The sequence below is a fragment of the Plantactinospora sp. B6F1 genome (genome assembly GCF_040120695.1).
Classification (GTDB): Bacteria; Actinomycetota; Actinomycetes; order Mycobacteriales; family Micromonosporaceae; genus Plantactinospora.
Genome location: NZ_JBEEAC010000036.1, coordinates 22,930 through 41,073 on the forward strand (window position 1 = coordinate 22,930; position 18,144 = coordinate 41,073).

Annotated in this window: 12 protein-coding genes and 3 tRNA genes; 8 read left to right on the plus strand and 7 right to left on the minus strand. The window is 68.8% G+C overall.

Features of this window, described 5'->3' with window-relative positions; genetic code table 11:
* The first annotated feature begins 72 nt into the window (after positions 1-72).
* From ABNF97_RS29115 to ABNF97_RS29125, 3 genes are all read left to right on the plus strand, one after another.
* A complete protein-coding gene (locus ABNF97_RS29115; RefSeq protein ID WP_349340491.1) occupies positions 73-7,347 on the plus strand; it encodes an IPT/TIG domain-containing protein in 7,275 nt (2,424 codons plus the stop codon).
* Between the two features lie 35 nt (positions 7,348-7,382).
* The gene (locus ABNF97_RS29120; protein ID WP_349340492.1) at positions 7,383-8,165 is read left to right on the plus strand and encodes a hypothetical protein; all 783 of its coding nucleotides are present in this window, start codon (positions 7,383-7,385) and stop codon (positions 8,163-8,165) included.
* A 515-nt stretch (positions 8,166-8,680) separates the two neighbouring features.
* Positions 8,681-10,057, plus strand: coding sequence for a CoA transferase (locus ABNF97_RS29125; protein ID WP_349340493.1), 1,377 nt, complete (start codon positions 8,681-8,683; stop codon positions 10,055-10,057).
* Between the two features lie 211 nt (positions 10,058-10,268).
* Here the strand turns inward: ABNF97_RS29125 and ABNF97_RS29130 are convergent, their stop codons facing one another.
* Entirely contained in the window at positions 10,269-10,796 is a 528-nt protein-coding gene (locus tag ABNF97_RS29130) for a hypothetical protein (RefSeq protein ID WP_349340494.1), read from the minus strand.
* A 208-nt stretch (positions 10,797-11,004) separates the two neighbouring features.
* On the opposite strand from ABNF97_RS29130, the gene ABNF97_RS29135 reads away from it, so the two are divergent.
* Positions 11,005-11,376, plus strand: a complete 372-nt coding sequence (locus tag ABNF97_RS29135; RefSeq protein WP_349340495.1) for a hypothetical protein — start codon at positions 11,005-11,007, stop codon at positions 11,374-11,376.
* 173 nt (positions 11,377-11,549) lie between these two features.
* Here ABNF97_RS29135 and ABNF97_RS29140 read toward each other — a convergent pair whose 3' ends face one another.
* The 6 genes from ABNF97_RS29140 to ABNF97_RS29165 all read right to left on the minus strand — a co-directional run bounded on the left by ABNF97_RS29140 (position 11,550) and on the right by ABNF97_RS29165 (position 13,851).
* On the minus strand, positions 11,550-12,602 hold the full coding sequence (locus ABNF97_RS29140; protein WP_349340496.1) for a hypothetical protein: 1,053 nt from the start codon (positions 12,600-12,602) through the stop codon (positions 11,550-11,552).
* Positions 12,599-12,946 (minus strand): PadR family transcriptional regulator, encoded by a 348-nt coding sequence (locus ABNF97_RS29145; RefSeq protein ID WP_349340497.1) that lies wholly within the window; start codon positions 12,944-12,946, stop codon positions 12,599-12,601. The genes ABNF97_RS29140 and ABNF97_RS29145 overlap by 4 nt, the downstream gene beginning before the upstream one ends.
* Before the next feature lie 84 nt (positions 12,947-13,030).
* The gene (locus ABNF97_RS29150) at positions 13,031-13,153 is read right to left on the minus strand and encodes a hypothetical protein (RefSeq protein ID WP_349340498.1); all 123 of its coding nucleotides are present in this window, start codon (positions 13,151-13,153) and stop codon (positions 13,031-13,033) included.
* Between the two features lie 434 nt (positions 13,154-13,587).
* Positions 13,588-13,662: transfer RNA gene (locus ABNF97_RS29155), tRNA-Val, on the minus strand.
* Positions 13,663-13,675: 13 nt separating this feature from the next.
* Positions 13,676-13,746 (minus strand) — tRNA-Cys (locus tag ABNF97_RS29160).
* A 32-nt stretch (positions 13,747-13,778) separates the two neighbouring features.
* Positions 13,779-13,851, minus strand: a tRNA-Gly gene (locus ABNF97_RS29165).
* Positions 13,852-14,617: 766 nt separating this feature from the next.
* Here ABNF97_RS29165 and ABNF97_RS29170 point away from each other — a divergent pair.
* From ABNF97_RS29170 to ABNF97_RS29185, 4 genes are all read left to right on the plus strand, one after another.
* Positions 14,618-15,220 (plus strand): TetR family transcriptional regulator C-terminal domain-containing protein, encoded by a 603-nt coding sequence (locus ABNF97_RS29170; protein ID WP_130464061.1) that lies wholly within the window; start codon positions 14,618-14,620, stop codon positions 15,218-15,220.
* Between the two features lie 187 nt (positions 15,221-15,407).
* Positions 15,408-15,989: a TIGR03086 family metal-binding protein gene (locus tag ABNF97_RS29175; protein ID WP_130464062.1), complete on the plus strand. Its 582-nt coding sequence runs from the start codon at positions 15,408-15,410 to the stop codon at positions 15,987-15,989.
* Positions 15,990-16,217: 228 nt separating this feature from the next.
* Positions 16,218-17,183 (plus strand): ABC transporter permease subunit, encoded by a 966-nt coding sequence (locus ABNF97_RS29180; protein WP_130464063.1) that lies wholly within the window; start codon positions 16,218-16,220, stop codon positions 17,181-17,183.
* Complete coding sequence (locus ABNF97_RS29185) at positions 17,180-18,076, plus strand: carbohydrate ABC transporter permease (RefSeq protein WP_349340499.1); 897 nt, start codon at positions 17,180-17,182, stop codon at positions 18,074-18,076. Before ABNF97_RS29180 ends, ABNF97_RS29185 begins: the two co-directional genes overlap by 4 nt.
* The last annotated feature ends 68 nt before the right edge of the window (positions 18,077-18,144 follow it).

The following is an 18,144-nucleotide window of genomic DNA, read 5'->3' on the forward strand; positions in this document are numbered from 1 at the left end:
CACCAAATCATCGATGTCGATCTACCAACCCGGCGACAATGACTCATCGTGTGCGAACGGGGGAGGACACGCATGATTCGACGTCGGTTGCTGGTGGCGGTCGCTGCCGGTCTGGTCATCATCACTTCGCTGCCCCACCCCCCGAGGGCCGAGGCGTCCCCGCAGCCACCAGCGCGAGCCGTCCCGACCGCGCCCGCCGAGAGGGGACCCGCGCCCACCGCCGCAGCCGCCCCGGCGGACTTCGCGTATGACGCGGCCGGGCAGCTCCGCGGAGTCAGCACGTCGGCCGACGGCGCCGGAGCGCGCTACTCCTATGACGACGCCGGCAACCCCACCGGGGTCACCCGCTCGCCGGCCGGCGCGCTGACCGTCACCGCTATCACGCCCAGCCGCGCACCGGTCGGCGCTTCGGTGACGATCAGTGGCACCGGCTTCACGGCCTCGACCGGTGACAACACCGTGCGGTTCAACGGCACACCCGCGACCGTCACCACGGCATCGACTGCCAGGATCGTCGCTGTCGTGCCGGCCGGTGCGACCAGCGGCGACGTGACCGTGACGACCGGTTCGGCCACCGCGAGCAGCCCGTTCACCGTCACGGCAGCGACCCCCGCGCCGACCGTTTCCGGGTTCAGCCCGGCGACCGGCGCCGAGGGCACGACGGTAACGGTCACCGGCAGTGGGTTCTCTGTCGAGCGGGAGCAGAACAACGTTTCCTTCGGCCGTACCCGAGCTCGGGTCACCGCCGCCTCCGCCACCAGCCTGACCGTGCTGGTGCCTGGCGCCGCTGTCTCGGGGAAGATCAGCGTCGCCACCCCCGGCGGGCTGGCCACCAGCGCAAACGACTTCGTCGCGGTGTCCCAGCCGTTCGTCGCCACGGACATCGGTTTCACCGGGGCGTTGGCGATCGACGGCTCCGCCACCGCGGTGAGCTTCAGCAACGCGGGCAAGGTGGCCGTGCTGCGCTTCAACGGCACCAAGGGTCAGCGGCTCAGCCTCGGCCTGACCGGGTCCACCGTGGGCGACATCGCGATCTATGGGTACACGCCGTATGGCGGGTCGATCGGCCGGGACGAGTACGACTCGCCGTGGTTACAGTCGGAATCTCGGGGTGGATGGTCGATCACGCCGTTGCCGACCAGCGGCACCTATCAGATCGTGCTCAAGCCGACCTCGACCACCGCCACTGGCGCGGTGACCGCGACGCTGTCCAGCAACGTCCTCGGCACCCTGACCTTGAACGGCGGGGCCACCCCGGTGGAGTTCGCCCGCGCCGGGCAGCAGGCCGAGTTGAGCATCGACGCGGCCGCCAACCAGCGCATCGGGCTCGGCGTCTCCGGCGTCACGCTGCCGTCCGAGTCGATGACGGTGGAGGTACGCGACCCCAACGGCGTACCGGTGGTCTGGCCGCGCGCCGGCAGTTACGGCTACTGGCGGCACATCCTCAACCTGCCGCACTTCGATGTCGACTTCACCACGGTCGGCGCAGGGCGCTACACGGTTCTGTTCCGCAGCGCCGACCTGGCGACCGGATCGTTGTCCATCACCGCGTCGACCCCGCACGACGCCGGATCGATCACGGTCGGCACCACGCGGTCGGTGACCGCCTCCCGGCCGGGGCAGGACTCACGCCTGACCTTCGCCGGCACCGCCGGGCAGGGTCTCGGCCTCGAGTTCACCAACTACACCATGCCCTACTACCCGCGGGTCGAGGTCACCGCGCCCGATGGCAGCACGCTCGCCACCATCGGGGTGCAGGCCAGCTGGACGGATCTGGGGGTGCTGCCCGCGACCGGCACCTACACACTGACGATCAGTACGAATTCGGGCACCGGCACCTACACGCTTGGGCTGTGGCAGCCGCAGAGCGGGGGTTCGCTCAGCCTGACCGGCGCCGGCACCAGCGTGTCGTTCTCGGCCGGGCGGGCGGTCGCGCTGACGGTCGCCGGCACCGCCAACAGCGAGGTCACCCTCGCGTTCAGTAGCTGGGCGCTGCCTTCCAAGGGTCGCATCACGATGAGCGTCGTCAACCCGGCCGGCGTCGTGGTCCACGACGAGTACGTCTACAGCCTCAGCGCCATCACCGTGACCACCGCGACCGCCGGCAGCTACCGCGTCGTGCTGCGCCCGGCTGCGGGCGCTACCGGCTCGGTGCTGGTCACCGCCTCACCGACAATCGCCGGTGGCGCGCTGACCCTCGGCACCAGCAAGACCGTCACCTCGTCGCGTCCCGGCCAGCCGACCAGAACCACCTTCACCGGCGCCGTCGGCCAGCGGCTCAGCATGGCGGTCAGCGCCTACAACTACCAATACCAGGTCTGGATCGACATCACTCGGCCGGACGGCACGACCGTCTATTCCGGATGGTTGGACGATGTGTGGCGGGCGCTCGAACCACTGACGGTGGCGGGCACGTACGGGCTCGCCGTGCAGCCACGGGCGGCGACCAACGGCTCCCTGACCTTCGCGCTGGTGCAGTCGGTCGACGCCGGCGCCACCGCGATCGGCGGCGCGGCCAAGGCGCTGTCCGTGACGACCGCGGGCCGCTACGTGGACACCACCCTCACCGTCACCGCCGGGCAGCGGCTGTCCTTCGGCTTCACCAGTTGGACCTTCGCGTCCTCGACCCTCTACGTCCGGCTGGTCGGCCCGACCGGCGTGATGGCGATCAGCGAGACCATCCCGAAGATCATCGCCCTGGACACCTATCAGCTCACCGCGGGCACCTACCGGCTGTCGGTCATGCCGACCGACCGCGGAACGGGTTCAGTGACGGTGACCGCGTCCGCCCAGATCTCCGGCGGCGCCTGGGCTCTCAACGCGGCCAAGACGCAGAACGTCACCCGCGTCGGTCAGAGCACTTGGTATACCTACGCGGGCACGAGTGGGCAGAATCTCGCCATCGGGTTCACCAACGTGACCAACCCGTACTATCCGTCGGTCTGGGTTCGACGGCCGGACGGCGCCGCGCTGAGCTGGCTGGCCGGCGGCGCGACGGTCAACATCCCGACGCTGCCCACCACGGGCACCTACGAGATCCTGATCAGCCCGAACTCGAACACCGGCAGCGCGACCGGCACCCTGCGCACCCGCACGGCCGCGGCGGCGCAGACCCCGGACGCTCACCCGTCGAACACACAGCCACACCTGGCCACCGGCGCCGCCGTGCCGGAGAAGGTCCAGAGGGCCGACTCGCCGCACGCCAAGCGGTACCCGGCCGAGCTGCTTCCGCCGGCCACCACGTCGGCGCAGGCGGGCGCGGCCTGGCGGCCCAGCAAGCTCAACCTGGCCGGGCACGGCTGGTCGACCGGGCGCGGCGCTCCGCAGCAGCAGCTCGCCAACCCGCTGCGTGCCGGGCCCGGCGTCACCGCGCTCTCCGGACGCGTCCGCACCATCGACGACAAGCCGCTCGCTGACGTCACGGTCAGCGTCGACAGCACCAGCGTGCGCACCGACGCCAACGGACAGTTCCTGCTCAAGGGCCTGCGGGCCGGGCATCGGGTACTGCGGGTAGACGGCGGCACGGCCTCGTCGCCGGAGCGCGCGTTCGGGTTGCACGACATCGGCGTCGACCTGAGCGACAAGCAGACCACCGTGCTGCCGTACACGGTCTGGCTCACCCAACTGGACACGAAGAACACGGTGAAATTCGCCTCGCCCGCCAAGGGTGAGGTGACCATCTCCAGCCCGGTCATCCCCGGCCTCGAGGTCAAACTGCCCGACGGTGCCGTGGTCCGGGACGTGAACGGCAAGGTGGTCACCGAGCTCGGCATCACCGCAGTTCCGATCGACCGGGCACCCTTCCCGCTGCCCCGCTCGCGGGTGCCCAGCTACTTCACCGTGCAGCCGGGCAGTTCGTATGTGTTCCCAACCGGTGTCCGGGTCATCTATCCGAACTTCACCCACGCCAAGCCCGGCGCGTCGATGGACTTCTGGCACTACGACCCGGCCGGCAAGGGCTGGTTCATCTACGGCAAGGGCACCGTCACCCCCGACGGCAAGCGCGTCGAGCCGAACAAGGGCACCGAGGTCTACCAGTTCACCGGCGCGATGCTGATCACCCCCGGCGAGGACCCGCCGCCGGAAGCCCAGCCCCAGGCCGCCGGTGGCGGCCGCGGCGGCGACCCGGTCGACCTCGGCACCGGTCTGCTCCTCGACGAGCACACCGACCTGACCGTCGACGACGTCATGCCGCTCGAGGTCAGCCGCACCTACCAGCAGAGCGACACCGGCCGGCGCGCCTTCGGCGTCGGTTCCTACTTCAACTACAGCCTGGACCTCTACTCGGAGAACCGCTTCTACGAGTGCTGGCTGGTCCTGCCCGGCGGCAGCCGCATCCGCTACCACCGCGTCAGCCCCGGCGGCGAACCACCCAACGGCTACATCAACAGCGTCTTCGTCGCCGACCCCACACCGAGTGAGTTCGGCGGTTCGATGCTGACCTGGAACGGCGACGGCTGGGACCTCAAGCTGCGCGACGGCACCACCTACGTCTTCGGTGACGAGGCGCCGCTACAGGCCATCCGCGACAGGTTCGGCAACACCATCACCATCACCCGCGCACCTTCGGCGCCGTGGACCGACGGCATCACCCGCGCCCGCGGACCGATAACCCAGGTCACCTCCCCCAACGGCAAGTGGATCAAATTCAGTTACGACGCCGGCAACCGGATCACCCGCGCCGAGGACGTCCTCGGCCGGTCGGTCCGCTACACCTACCACAGCGACGGCCGGCTGCACACCGTCACCGACGTCAACCAGGGCGTCACGACCTACACCTATGATGCCGGTCGCCTCAAGACCATCGAGGATGCCCGCGGCACGGTCTACCTCACCAACGAATACGACGCCAACGGGCGGGTGCGACTGCAGACCATGCCCGGCGGCGCCACCTACCGATTCGCCTACACCACCAACGCCGCCAACAAGGTCACCGCGACCGAGCTGACCGACCCGAACGGGCACGTCCGGCGGGTCACCTTCAACGACGACGGCTTCATCACCAGCGACACGGCAGCGTACGGCACGCCGCTCGCCCGGACCGTCACCATCACCCGGCAGCCGGGGACGAACCTCGCCACCGCGTACGTCGACGCGCTCAACCGGCGCACCGAGCTGACCTACGACCCAGGCGGCGAGATCACCACGATCACCGAGATGTCCGGCACCGCGAAGGCGCGGACCAACACGATCGAGCGGAACGGCCCGTTCGGCCAGGTGAGCAAGATCGTCGACCCGCTGCAACACGCCACCACCTTCGGCTACCGTCCGGACGGTTCGCTGCACACGGTCACCGACGCAATGAACCGCGTGATCACGCTCGAGACCAACGAGTCCGGGCAGGTCGTCAAGACCATCGACAAGGCGAACAAGACCACGCAGTACGGATATCACCTCGGCGACACGGTCTCCGCGACCGATCCGCTGGGCAACGTCCGGCGGTCGTTCGCCGACGCGGCCGGCCGGTTGATCCGCTCGACCGACGCCCAGGGCGGCGTCACAACCGCCACCTGGGACGGGGCCGGTCGGCTGAGGTCACTCACCGACCCGCTCGGCCGGACCACCACGTCCGAGTACGACGAGAACGGGAACCTGCACCGGGTCACCGACGCCCGGGACCACACGATGGTCTACATGTGGGACGACTCCGATCGGCTCTTCGAGATCACCGACGCGCTGAACCGGACGACCCGCTACACCTACGACCGGAACGGCAACCCGGAGACGGTCCGCAGTGCCGCCGGCAAGCTGACCGTCTACGGCTACGACGCACTGGACCAGATCACGTCGATCCGCTACGGCGTAGACGGTGACGCCGAGGAGAGCGAGGTCGGCTACACGTATGACGCGGCCGGCCGGCGCCGGACCATCGTGGACTCGGCGGCCGGGACCATCACCATCACGCCGGACGACTTCGACCGGACCGCCGACGTCACCGATCCGAACGGCACGGTCTCCTACGGCTACGACACCGCGGACCGGCGCATCTCGATGACGGTCGCCGGGCAGCCCGACACGACCTACGGGTACAACGACGCCAACCAGCTCACCGAAGTCACCCGCGGGGCACAGACCGCGACCATCGGCTATGACACGGCCGGGCGGCGTGCCTCGCTCTCGTTGCCGGGAGGCGTCGCGCAGACCTACGGGTTCGACGACGCCAGCCGGCTGACCGCAATTACGTACAAGTACGGCACCAACACTCTCGGCACGATCGGCTACACCCTCGACGCGCTCGGCCGGCCGGTGCACGTCGACGGTGCGTACGCGCGGGTCACCTTGCCGGAGGCGTCCGGGCCGGTCACCTATGACGCGGCCGACCAGCGCTCCGGCAGCACGTACGACGACGACGGGAACGTCATCGCCGACGGCGACGCGACGTACGCCTGGAACGCGCGTAACGAACTCACGCGCTTCACGCGCGGGGACACGACCGTCTCGTTCGGGTACGACGCGTTCGGCCGACGGGCCAGCCGCACGGTCGGCGCCACCACCACGAGCTACCTCTACGACGGGTTCAACGCGTTGCAGGAGAAGAGCGGCGACGCGGTCCTGGCCACCATGCTCACCGGCGCGGTCGACGAGGTGTTCTCGCGTAGTACCGCCGGCGGCTCGCAGTCGTTGCTGACCGACGCGCTGGGCAGCACGATCGCCACGACGGACGGCTCGGCGATCGGCGGGGAGTACACCTACGACCCCTACGGCGGCACCACGGCGACCGGCAACGATCTGGGCAACCCGACGCGGTTCACCGGCAGGGAGGACGACGGCGGCGGGCTGTACCACTACCGCAACCGCTACTACGCGCCCGGCCAGCAACGGTTCATCAGCAAGGACCCGCTCGGGCTGAGCGCGGGCGGCACCAACCCGTACGCGTACGTCGCCAACCAGCCGACCGCCCAGGTCGACCCGATGGGCACGAAGCCGAAGAAGCCGAACAACTGCGGCGGGGGCCCGAACCTGCCGGACGAGGACCCCGACGACCCGCGCAAGATCGTCGAGGACACCGCCCAGGAGATGGCGGACAAGGGCTTCGAGGAAATCGACCAGCGGCTGACCGACAGCCAGCGGGAGGCGTTGAAGGACGAGCCGTGGCTGATCGATCGCTTCCGCGGCTCCGAGGTGCACAAGATGACCCGCGACGCGCTGAAAGAACGCTACGGCGACCGGTTCGACTACCGCACCGTCGGCCCGGACTTCCTCGACACGCTGACCGGAAAGCTGATCGAACTCACCACGCCGGGCCAGGTGTCCGCGCACAAGCTGAAGGGCACGGACAAGACCAAGAAGGGCTACGACCCGGCGTACGCCACCTGCGACTACGCCACCTACCAGTGGACGAAGTAGCGTGGCAGCAGGCACGAGCGGAAGGTGGGGGCAAGATGCCGGATCGGCAGGTCGTCAGCGTCCGACACGAGCAGGTGGTCGGTGCCGACTACTCACGGCGGACGCTGGACCAGTTCGTTTCCGTCGGCTCGACCTTCACCGACTGCCGGTTCGACCGGACGCGCATCAACGACGCGGGCTTCGGCGCGGGGATGGAGCAGACGGAGTTCGTCGACTGTTCCTTCGACGGCACGTCGCTGCGGGCGGTCGGCGGCTTCACCCGGTTCGTCAGGTGCGCCTTCCGAAGCGTACGGGCGACCCAGGTGGCGCCCGACTACCTGGAGTTCGTCGACTGCACGTTCAGCGGGCGGATCACCGGGCTGCGGTTCTGGGGCGGCCCGCCCAACGGCGCCGGACGTTATGCCGGCACCGTCGACGCGCAGCGGGGCGCAGGGAGCCTGCCAATGCCTCCGGGCTATCGGGAGCTCGTCCTGCGTGAGCGGAACCAGATCCACGGCAACGACTTCAGCAATGCCCAGCTCGTCAAGGTGGAGTTCCGCTTCGGCGTGGACCTGACCGCGCAGAAGCTGCCGGTCGGGGAGGACTACGTCTACGTTCCGGACCCGGAAACCACGGTGTCGGCCGCCGTTGCCGAGCTGGGGCGCAGCCCTTCCGAGTACGCTCCCCGGGCACAGGAGTTCCTGATCAGCCTCATGCAACGCAGTGTCGGCGCGGGTCAGCGACAGCTGTGGATCCGCCCGAAGGACTTCGAGCGCAAGGGCGCCGTGCCCACCTACATTGCCCTCGCTGCGGACACCCTCCGCCACGTCCAGTCCTGATCCGTGCGCAGTCGTGGAGCGGGCAATCGGTTAACGGAAGTGGTCACCGCCGGGGAGCGGGCGCGCTCCCCGGATGCTCCCCACGTAAGGGCCGCCCGGCGGGGGTGCACGAGGGCGGGTTGATCATGTGAGCCAACGCTACGACCCGTAACGCTGTTCGGATCGTGTCAGGTTGGCCTGGTGTCAGCGGCCGACATCGGCTGCCCCGTCCCGTACGAAGGGATGGACGACTCGATCGCTCGGGGTGGTGCGATCGGGCCAGAGTCCCCGGACGAAGAGAAGGGGTTCGATGAACCCCGATCGATGGGTGCCAGCCAAACCTCTGGCGCCTACTTTCCGTTACGAACATGCTCACCGGTCGCCGTCGTCAACTACCGGATCTGCCGAGATGAGGACGTTCGTCGCGACGCTCCTGACGACTCTGGAAGGGCGTTCCTCCTGGCCCTGTCTGGCGGGTGAGCAATGGCACCCCAGTGGGTCAATCCGGGTCAGCAAGAGTCGGGAAGGATGTGTGCATGGTGACTCTGTTGGACGGCGTACTGGCAGACCTGGGGTTGATGGACATCGCCGGGCCCCGGCTGGCCGGAGATCCACAGCCTGCGGTGCTGGCGTCACCGCTCGCAGTCGCCGAATGCGCAATCGTGTCCGTGGCCGCCTGTCTCACGGCTGCCGCTGATCTGGCTTCTGCGCGCACCGGTCGGCGGCCTGACATCGCACTTGGCACGGAACATGTGGCGGCGGCGATGCGCAGCGAGGTTTGGCTTCGCGACGCGGACGGGCGGGGGATCGACGGCTTCGCTCCGCTGTCTCGGTTGTGGCGGGCCGCGGACGGTTGGGTGCGTACACATGCGAACTATCCGTGGCATCGGAAGGCTCTGCTGGCGTCCCTCGGTGTGAACGACGATCGTGACGCCGCGGTTCAGGCGCAGTTGGCTGACGTCATTGCCGCGCGCCCGGCGTTGGAGGTTGAGCGTGTCGTGTATGCCGCGGGAGGGCTGGCCGTGGCGGCTCGTACGCAGGCCCAGTGGCAGGCAGACGGTCAAATCAGCGCGATGGGGACGTCTCCGCTCGTGGGCATGGTGCCGCTCAGTCGTGGGTCGCTGCCGCTAGCCGAACCGGGCCAGCTTCCGGCGTCTGGGGTGAAGGTGCTCGATTTGACACGAGTCATCGCCGGCCCCGTTGGTACCCGAATGCTGGGCGCGCTCGGTGCCGACGTGCTACGAGTCGACGATCCGCATCGCCCGGAGTTGGCGCTGCATGCCGTCGATGGAGTGATCGGTAAGGCAAGCACAACCCTGGATGCCAGCACGGAGAACGGCCGTCAAGCTCTGCATCGCCTTCTCGACGAAGCCGACGTTCTCGTGACCGGCTACCGGCCCGGAGCGCTGCGCCGTCTTGGTCTGGAGCCTGACCAAGTTGCGGACCAGCACCCCGGCACCATCGTCGTCACGCTTTCGGCTTGGGGAACGGCTGGAACCTGGGGCACACGGCGCGGTTTCGACAGCCTGGTGCAGATCGCCACCGGCATCGGCTGGGCCACGAGCACGGATGGCATCCAACCCGGCGCGCTGCCCTGTCAGTTGCTCGACCACGCCACCGGCTATCTCATCGCTGCTGGTGCACTGGCTGCACTGGGTCGACGCGCCCGCACCGGCGACGCCACCCATGTCTCTGTATCCCTCGCCAGGACGGCACGATGGCTGCTCGACCAAGGCAGCATGCCAGCCAGGCAGAGCGCGGGCGATGACCCGAAGCGCAAAGCCGACACCTACCGGACAGCACTCGGAAACGGGTGGAGCACGATCAGCCCGCCGGGTCAGCTCGACGGCCGCCCGCTGAGCTGGCCTCACCTACCACCCGCCTACGCTCAGGCGCCGCCCGAATGGAGCTGAACGCCCGCGGCCACCCTGCGAGGAGGCTCGAGCTAGGCCACAGTTCCGGCGACGACCACGAACAGCGAACCTGAAGTAGCGGCGTCACACCATCCGCAATTGCCGCCGACCGAGCATGTGGGCCCAGTACGGCCGGCGCCGCGTGTAGCCGGCTGCCGCCGGACCGGGCGTCTCGTCCACCCGGTGAAGGCGGGTCGCCGGACGCCTCAGCTCAGGGATGGGGGCGTGAGCGGCGCCCGGTCCCGCCGTAGAGGTGTACGCGGTGGTCGGCATCGCGGTTCGGCTGGCCGCGCACGAAGCGGTCGTGGGTTACCTGGCCGTAGCTGACGTGCACCAGCCAATCCTCGTAGTACCAGCTCGGGGCGCAGGCGCAGCCGGTGAACCGGAAGTTGGCCCGGTAGCGGCCAACCTGCCCTGGAGTCAGCGCGAACAGGCGAGTTGACGCATACGGGCGCGGATAGGCCGCCGAACCGGGTAGCCGGTCGACGGTCACCGTCGCCTCGTCACGGCACAGCCAGAGACCGACGTCGCGAGCCTGCTCAACACCTCCGGCCAGTACCAGGTCACAGCGTTCGTAGTTGACCGCCTCGTCAGTCAGGACCTCGTGGATGACCACGTCGGTTTCCGGCAGCGGCCGGGGCAGGGCCACCGCCTGGTCGAGGCCGCGACGGGCATTCGCGGCCGGCGCACCGCGTGCCGCAGCCGTCCACCGCACACGGACCCGCTGGATGACGATCACACCCCAGCTTTGCCCAGCCCGCGTTCCACACGCCAGCCAGTTTCCGCACATACCCCCGATGGAACGCTGCCTCGCTGTCGGAGCGGCTTGATCAGGTACACGCACATGCCGCAGTCCGCTCATAGGTGGCGACGGCAGCCGCCGCTGCTGGCCGGTCGCGGCAAGTCGTTGCGGGTCGGCGCCGGTGGCGTCGGCGAGAATCCTCGCCATGTCCTATGACCTTGCGGTGTGGAAGGGCGATCGGCCCGCGAACGACGTTGCCGCGACGGCGGAGTTCAAGCGCCTGTACGACCGCTACATCGAATCTGATGACGTGGTCGAGCCCACCGCACGCATCGCCGCGTACGTGACGGCGTTGCTGGACCGCTATCCCGACATCGAAACGGACGCCGGTGCGGACAGTCCCTGGTCCACCGGTCCATTGCTGAGCGAGGCGAGCGGGCCGCTGGTGTACTTCCCGATGGTGTGGAGCCGCTGTGACGACGTCTCGGCCTGGGCGGCACTGCTTGCCGGTGAGCACGGACTGAGCTGCTACGACCCGCCATGGAATCAGCTGCGCACACCCTGGACCGAGCCGTAGCAGTTCTAATTAGCTGACGTCAGCTTGAGGTCGCGCCGTACGCGAGCCGGATCTTGACGGGATACGTCGGATCCTGACGCAGGTGTCCGCGGACCACTACTCCGCTGCGCACACTCGAGCCGACGGCTGACAGACCTCGTCGTAAGCCGGGAACGGGGGCTTGTAGCCCACGATTACAACATCGTTCCTGGCCCGGCAGTCGATTGCCGGTCGGCGGCGCGGCCGAGGGCGAGCAGGCGCAGGGTCCGTTCCCGTCGGTGCACCGCCGCCACCGCGACCGCCACTGTCAGCGGCGGGGTCAGTGCCAACGCCAGCCATTGCGTCAGGTTGAGGCCGAGAGGGAGCCCATTGAACATCCAGTTCTGGATCCCAACCCGGGTGATCAGCAGTGTCGCGCCGACCGGGGCGAGCAGCGCGAGCAGCCGGCGCCGTAGCGGTGCCGGCGTTCTCACCACGGCGAGGGCGCCGAGCGTGAAGCCGGCGCTGAGCAGCACCGCTTCGAGATAGGTGACGTTATTGGTAAAGATCCAGTTGGTCCGAAGATTCCCGGTGTAGGCCCACTCCCACCGCCACCGCGAGACGAGGATGAACGTGATCGTGGGCGCACCGGTGACGAGCAGTGCCGCGCCGGTGAGCAGTGCGAGCCGCCGAGGTCCGAGGAAAGCGACCGGGCGGAGCGCCGCGACGGTGAGCGCCGCCGCGGCCACCACGGCGAGTGCTACCGGCCAGGAGTTGAAGAACAGGTAGGTGGCGTAGGCGTCGGCCGCCCGCGCCGCTTCGAGGGCGGCGGCGGCCCAGGCGAGCGCCGCTGCCGTCCTGCGCCCCCCGACTGCGGCCATCGCCACCACTGCGGCCCAGGCGACCACCGGCGGCCAGGAGTAGTACCACGAGCCCTCGTCGAAGTGCTCCCAGTGACCGCTTTGCACGGCCAAAGTGAAGTTGAGCAGCACGAGGCGCGCGGCGTACGCGAGCATGGCCAGCGGGGCGAGCAGGCCCAGTACCGCTGCGGCATCCCGCCATGGCTGATCGGACAGCCTGGTGACCGTGCACCGGGCGCGAGCCTGCAGCGCGCCGAAGAGCAGGTCGAGCGCGTCCCGCGCCCGCGGCCGGCTCCGCTGTGGACCACCGTCGTCAAGCAGCACGCCGAGCATCTCGTCCTCGTACTGCCGGCGATGTTCCCAGGGGTAGCAGGCCAGCAGCCAGCGGTAGGTTCGTTCCAGCGTCATGCCGCTCCACCGTTCGTCAGCAGGCCGGTGCGCCGCAGCCGCACGGTGGCGGCATCGGCGTTGCTGCGCAGCCGGGCGGTCTCCTCGGCCAGGCGCTGGGCGCCCAGTGCGGTGAGCCGGTAGTAGCGGCGCAGCCGCGACTGCACCAGCTCCTCACGCTCCACCTCGGCCAGGCCGTCGGCGCGCAGCCGGTCCAACGCGGCGTACAGGGTGCCCGCGCGCAGGTCGACCCGCCCGTCGGAGATCCGCCGGACTTCCTCCAGGATCGCGTATCCGTGCTGGGGTGCCTCGACCAAGGCGGTGAGGATCAGGAAGGTAGGTTCCCGCATGGGTGTTTCTTTCATGCAGTCACTATATACAGGTTACCTGCATATACAAGATGGTGTTGCATGTCGGCCTACGCCGCTAAGCCATCCGCCCAAGGGCGGTCACGCTCTTGTCACGACGTGCAGATCGGCCGGATAGGGGTGCAGGGCCTCCCTGACGATCTCGTTGGTGACGTACGGGCAGCAGAAGTCGGCCGTGCCGATGTGGTTGATGCCCAGGTGCACGGCCTCGCGCAGTCAGCCATGGCAGCGTCGCTGTCGGCCGGCGGACCGAACACGTGTACGCAGTGGCCCGCGACTAAAACCCTGGCGTACTGAGCCGCCGCTGTTCATACGTTGAGGAGGTTGGCACGGTCGGTCGGCCAGCCGGTACGGCTCTGCGGGTCTGGCGCCAGTCCCAAGGGACCATGGGGGCAGCGCCGCGCTCGTGGTGGAGGCAAGCCACCAGCATTCCCCGAAGCTTCTGATGCTGTGATCCGGTTGGGATGCCGCCTTCGCGCCCAAACGCCTCAGGCTGTGAGGAGAATCGTCCATGCGAGCCGTCGCGAGGTCGCCGTAGATGATCATGTGCTCCCAGTTTGCTCCCAACGTAAGGAGCAGAAAAGAAACGGCTCGTTACCGATGATCCGGTAACGAGCCATTTGACCTGCTTATATAGTTGGTGGGCGATACTGGGTTTGAACCAGTGACCTCTTCCGTGTCAAGGAAGCGCGCTCCCACTGCGCCAATCGCCCTCGCTTGTAGCCGAGGTGGAGACGGGATTTGAACCCGTGTACACGGCTTTGCAGGCCGTTGCCTCGCCTCTCGGCCACTCCACCGAGGTAGCCCCCGACATGTGGCGGCATCTCCGAGCGGACGACGGGACTCGAACCCGCGACCCTCACCTTGGCAAGGTGATGCGCTACCAACTGCGCTACGTCCGCTTGTCTTCCGAAGTTTCCGGTGACGGATGAGAACTTTAGCCGAGCCCGCGATCAGATGCCAACTCGGGGCCCCGGTCGGCGGCGTCAGGATCGCTGGCCACGCACGCCCTTCCCGACGTCCCAGTACCGGCCTGATCACGGCCCGGTCGGATCGGTGGATGGGCGCAGAGCTGTGTGCCACTGGTTCCAGCAGATACTCGCGAGCCCTCCGCCACCGCCCCTACAGCATCCTAGGAACCTGGGAATGGAGGGCGGTCGGGGTGGTGGCGGAGGGACGGCGGAGGGGGCGGACGGGTTACTTCGCGGCGTGGGGGTCTGATCATCTTCCTGGCCGGCGTGCTGCCGCTGGTCTTCCTCGCATACCGGTCGAAGGCGACCAACGCCACCCGGTCTCGACCGGGCCGGTAAGTTGCCGGGCCGGTCGCTCCTCGTCGTCGTAGGTCACGGCGGCGTTGACGTCCGGGGTGGCCAGGGCGGCAAGTTCGTCCCGCCCGATCCGGGCGACCGATCCCGCCGAGCCCTCCGGATCGGGGTCGGCCTCCGCCGCCGGAGGGATTCTGGCCACACCGTCTGGCAGAAGCGGACACTACTACGGGGCACCGAAGGTTACCGATCTCTCTCGGCCCGGTGGTTGACTCGCTTCGGTGCGACGGGTCAGGGGCGGACGTGCGGCTTCTGATGCGCTAGTGGACAGTCTGACCCGCTAGTAACTTATCCGACGTGTTGATAGCTTATTGTGCCGACCGGAATGGGCTAACGTAGCCGCGTGACGAGACGTGCGGCAGAGGTGCGGTTGGATGCGCTACTACGCACCGCCTGCGACGTGATCGCGACGCGTGGCCTGGCCAACACGCGTACGGCCGACGTGGCCCAGGCCGCCGGGGTGAGCCAGGCGCTGGTCTTCTACCACTTCGCCACGAAGGAGCGACTGGTCGCCCAGGCGTTCGCGTACGCCGCGGAGCAGGATCTGGCCCGACTCGAGACGGTGCTCCGCTCCCCCGCCACCCCACTGGTCAAGCTGAAGAAGCTGCTCCGCCTCTACGTCCCGCCGGGCCGGTCCCGGTCCTGGGCCATGTGGATCGACGGCTGGTCGGAGTCACTGCGCACGCCGGAGCTGGAGAAGGTGTCGCGGCGGTTCGACCTGCGCCGGCGGGAAGGGCTCGGCGAGGTGATCACGGCCGGGGTCGCGGCCGGGGTGTTCAACTGTGACGATCCGGCCGGAGCCGCCTGGCGGATCAACGGCCTGATCGACGGGCTGGCCGTGCAGATGGCGGTGCACTACCGGGTGATACCGCGCCGTCAGCTCACCGAGTGGGTGCGGCTCTCGGTCGCCCGCGAACTCGGACTGCTCGCCGACCAACTGGACTGATCGTGCGGCTGACCGGGTCGGTCGGCACACCCGACGAACCGCTGCCGTCGACCGGCTCGGCCCTCGTTCGGTTCGGTCTCCCTTCGGTGCGGCCGACGCTCGGCTCGGTCTCCGTGCACCTGGCTGACCGCGCTCGACTCGGGCCGCTTCCCGGGCGGGCGGCGGGGTGGCCGGGCAGAATCGGGCCATGGAACTGCTGACGACGTACCGGCGCACGGTGGCCGGGTTCGCCGACCTGGTCGGCCGGGTCGGTGCCGACCGGTGGTCCGGGGCGACGCCCTGCGCCGACTGGGACGTCCGGACCCTGGTGAACCACGTGGTCGGCGAGGAGTGCTGGTCGGTGCCGCTCTTCGACGGCGCCTCGCTGGCCGAGGTCGGCGACCGGTTCTCCGGTGACCTGCTGGGCGCCGATCCCGCCGCCTCGGCCCGGGACGCGGCCGACCAGGCGTGCCGGGCCGTCGCCGACCCCGCCGTCCTGGACCGGACGGTCGAGTTGTCGGCCGGGCCGACGCCGGGCCGGGAGTACCTGCACCAGTTGCTGGCCGAACACCTGGTGCACGGCTGGGATCTGGCGGTGGCGATCGGCGTCGAACCCCGGCTCGATCCGGCCGGCGTCGAGGAGTGTGCCCGCTGGTTCGCCCGGCACACGTCGCTGTACCGGGACAGTGGGCTGACCGACCCGGCCGTACCGGTTCGGCCGGAGGCGGGCCAGCAGGACCGGCTCGTCGCCGGGTTCGGCCGGGATCCGGGGTGGCGTCCCGACTCGTGAGGCCGCGCTCTCGAGTTCCCGATCGACCTCTGAATCGATTCATCAACGTGCCGCCATTCCGCCGGTCGGCCCGGGGTCCGCTCCGGTCGACAGAGCCTCCGTTGACAGGCCCCGCCAGTCGACGGTACCTTCGTGCGGTTTGTTGAATGGTTTCATCACCGCCCGCCACCGGGGGTGTACACACCCCGGCGCGGGTGTGGGCGCCAGGAGCCGATGGGAAAGTCGACCATGACAACTGGGACCCTGCGCAGGCCACCGCCCCGGCCTGCCGCACCGGGCGGTGCCGGCAGCGGAGCACGGCCCCGATACCGGCGCAACCGGCCCGGGATCGCGTACCTCTTCCTCTCCCCCTGGGTGGTCGGGGCGCTGCTGCTGACCGTCGGCCCCATGCTCGCCTCGCTCTACCTGTCCTTCACCGACTACGACCTCTTCACCTCCCCGCAGTGGGTCGGCCTGGAGAACTACCAGCGGCTCTTCGCCGACGACGCGCGGTTCCTCGCCTCGGCCAAGGTCACCGCGATGTACGTGCTGATCTCCGTACCGTTGAAGCTGGCCGCCGCCCTCGCGGTGGCGATGCTGCTCAATCGCAAGCGGCGCGGGCAGGGGTTCTACCGGTCGGCCTTCTACGCCCCCTCGCTGCTCGGCACCGGGGTGGCAATCGCGCTGGTCTGGCGGGCGATGTTCACCGACGCCGGTGTGGTCGACTCGGTCACCGGCACCTTCGGCTGGGACACCGGCGGCTGGATCAACGAACCCGACTACGCCCTCTACGTGCTGATCATCCTGGCCGTCTGGCAGTTCGGCGCGCCAATGGTGATCTTCCTGGCCGGTCTCAAGCAGATTCCGACCGAGCTGTACGACGCCGCCGCGGTGGACGGCTCCGGCACCTGGCGCACGTTCCGGTCGGTGACGCTGCCGATGCTCTCCCCGATCATCCTGTTCAACCTGGTGCTGGAGACGATCCACGCGTTCCAGGCGTTCACCCCGGCGTTCATCGTCAGCGGTGGCCGGGGCGGACCGAGCAACTCGACCCTGTTCTACACGCTCTACCTCTACGAACGCGGGTTCTCGCAGTTCCGGATGGGATACGCCTCGGCGATGGCCTGGATCCTGCTGCTCGTCATCGCGATCATCACGGCACTGTTCTTCGGCACCTCGCGTCGCTGGGTGTTCTATTCCGGGGAGGACCGGTGAGCACGCTCTCCGACGGCCTGCCGACCCGTACTCCGGCGACTCGGCGGCCGGGTGCGGCCGGAGCACGGCTGCGTACGGTCGGCTGGCACGCGCTGATCATCGCCGTACTGGCCCTGCTGCTGTATCCGGTGGCGTGGCTGCTGGCCACCTCGATCAAGCCGACCGACGAGATCCTGTCCAGTCTGAGCCTGCTGCCGAGCCGGCTGGCCCCGGAGAACTACACCGCCGCGCTGGACGGGATCGCCGGGATCGGCGTCTGGCAGTTCTTCGCCAACTCGGTGATCGTGGCGGTCGGCGCGGTGATCGGCAACCTGGGCTCCTGCGCGCTGGCCGCCTACGCCTTCGCCCGACTGCGGTTCAGGCTCCGCGGCCCACTGTTCGCGTTCACCCTGCTGACCATCATGCTGCCGTACCACGTGGTACTGATCCCGCAGTACACGATCTTCCAGAAGCTGGACCTGGTCGGCACCTTCGTGCCGCTGATCCTGCCCAAGCTGCTCGCCACGGACGCGTTCTTCGTCTTCCTGATGGTGCAGTTCATCCGGGGCCTGCCCCGGGAACTCGACGACGCGGCCGAGATCGACGGCTGCGGCCCGGTGCTCACCTTCCGGTACGTGATCCTGCCGCTGCTCAAGCCGGCCCTCGTCACCACCGCCATCTTCACCTTCATCTGGACCTGGAACGACTTTTTCAGCCAGCTCGTGTACCTCAACGACCCGGAGACGTACACGCTGCCGCTGGCGCTGCGACTCTTCATCGACCAGACCAGCGAGTCGGCATTCGGGCCGATGTTCGCGATGTCGGTGCTGAGCATCGTCCCGGTGCTGCTCTTCTTCCTGGCTTTCCAGCGCTATCTGGTCGAGGGGATCGCCACCTCCGGGCTGAAGGGCTGACACGCTGACGGGCCGACAGGCTGGAGGGCTGGAGGGCTCACGGGCTGGCGGTCGGCTCGGTGGCCGGC

Excerpts from the sequence above, each read along its gene's own strand:
- ABNF97_RS29115 (WP_349340491.1), top strand. The coding sequence starts at position 73 with ATGATTCGACGTCGGTTGCTGGTGGCGGTCGCTGCCGGTCTGGTCATC.
- ABNF97_RS29120 (WP_349340492.1), top strand. The coding sequence starts at position 7,383 with ATGCCGGATCGGCAGGTCGTCAGCGTCCGACACGAGCAGGTGGTCGGT.
- ABNF97_RS29125 (WP_349340493.1), top strand. The coding sequence starts at position 8,681 with ATGGTGACTCTGTTGGACGGCGTACTGGCAGACCTGGGGTTGATGGAC.
- ABNF97_RS29135 (WP_349340495.1), top strand. The coding sequence starts at position 11,005 with ATGTCCTATGACCTTGCGGTGTGGAAGGGCGATCGGCCCGCGAACGAC.
- ABNF97_RS29140 (WP_349340496.1), bottom strand. The coding sequence starts at position 12,602 with ATGACGCTGGAACGAACCTACCGCTGGCTGCTGGCCTGCTACCCCTGG.
- ABNF97_RS29145 (WP_349340497.1), bottom strand. The coding sequence starts at position 12,946 with ATGAAAGAAACACCCATGCGGGAACCTACCTTCCTGATCCTCACCGCC.
- ABNF97_RS29175 (WP_130464062.1), top strand. The coding sequence starts at position 15,408 with ATGGAACTGCTGACGACGTACCGGCGCACGGTGGCCGGGTTCGCCGAC.
- ABNF97_RS29180 (WP_130464063.1), top strand. The coding sequence starts at position 16,218 with ATGACAACTGGGACCCTGCGCAGGCCACCGCCCCGGCCTGCCGCACCG.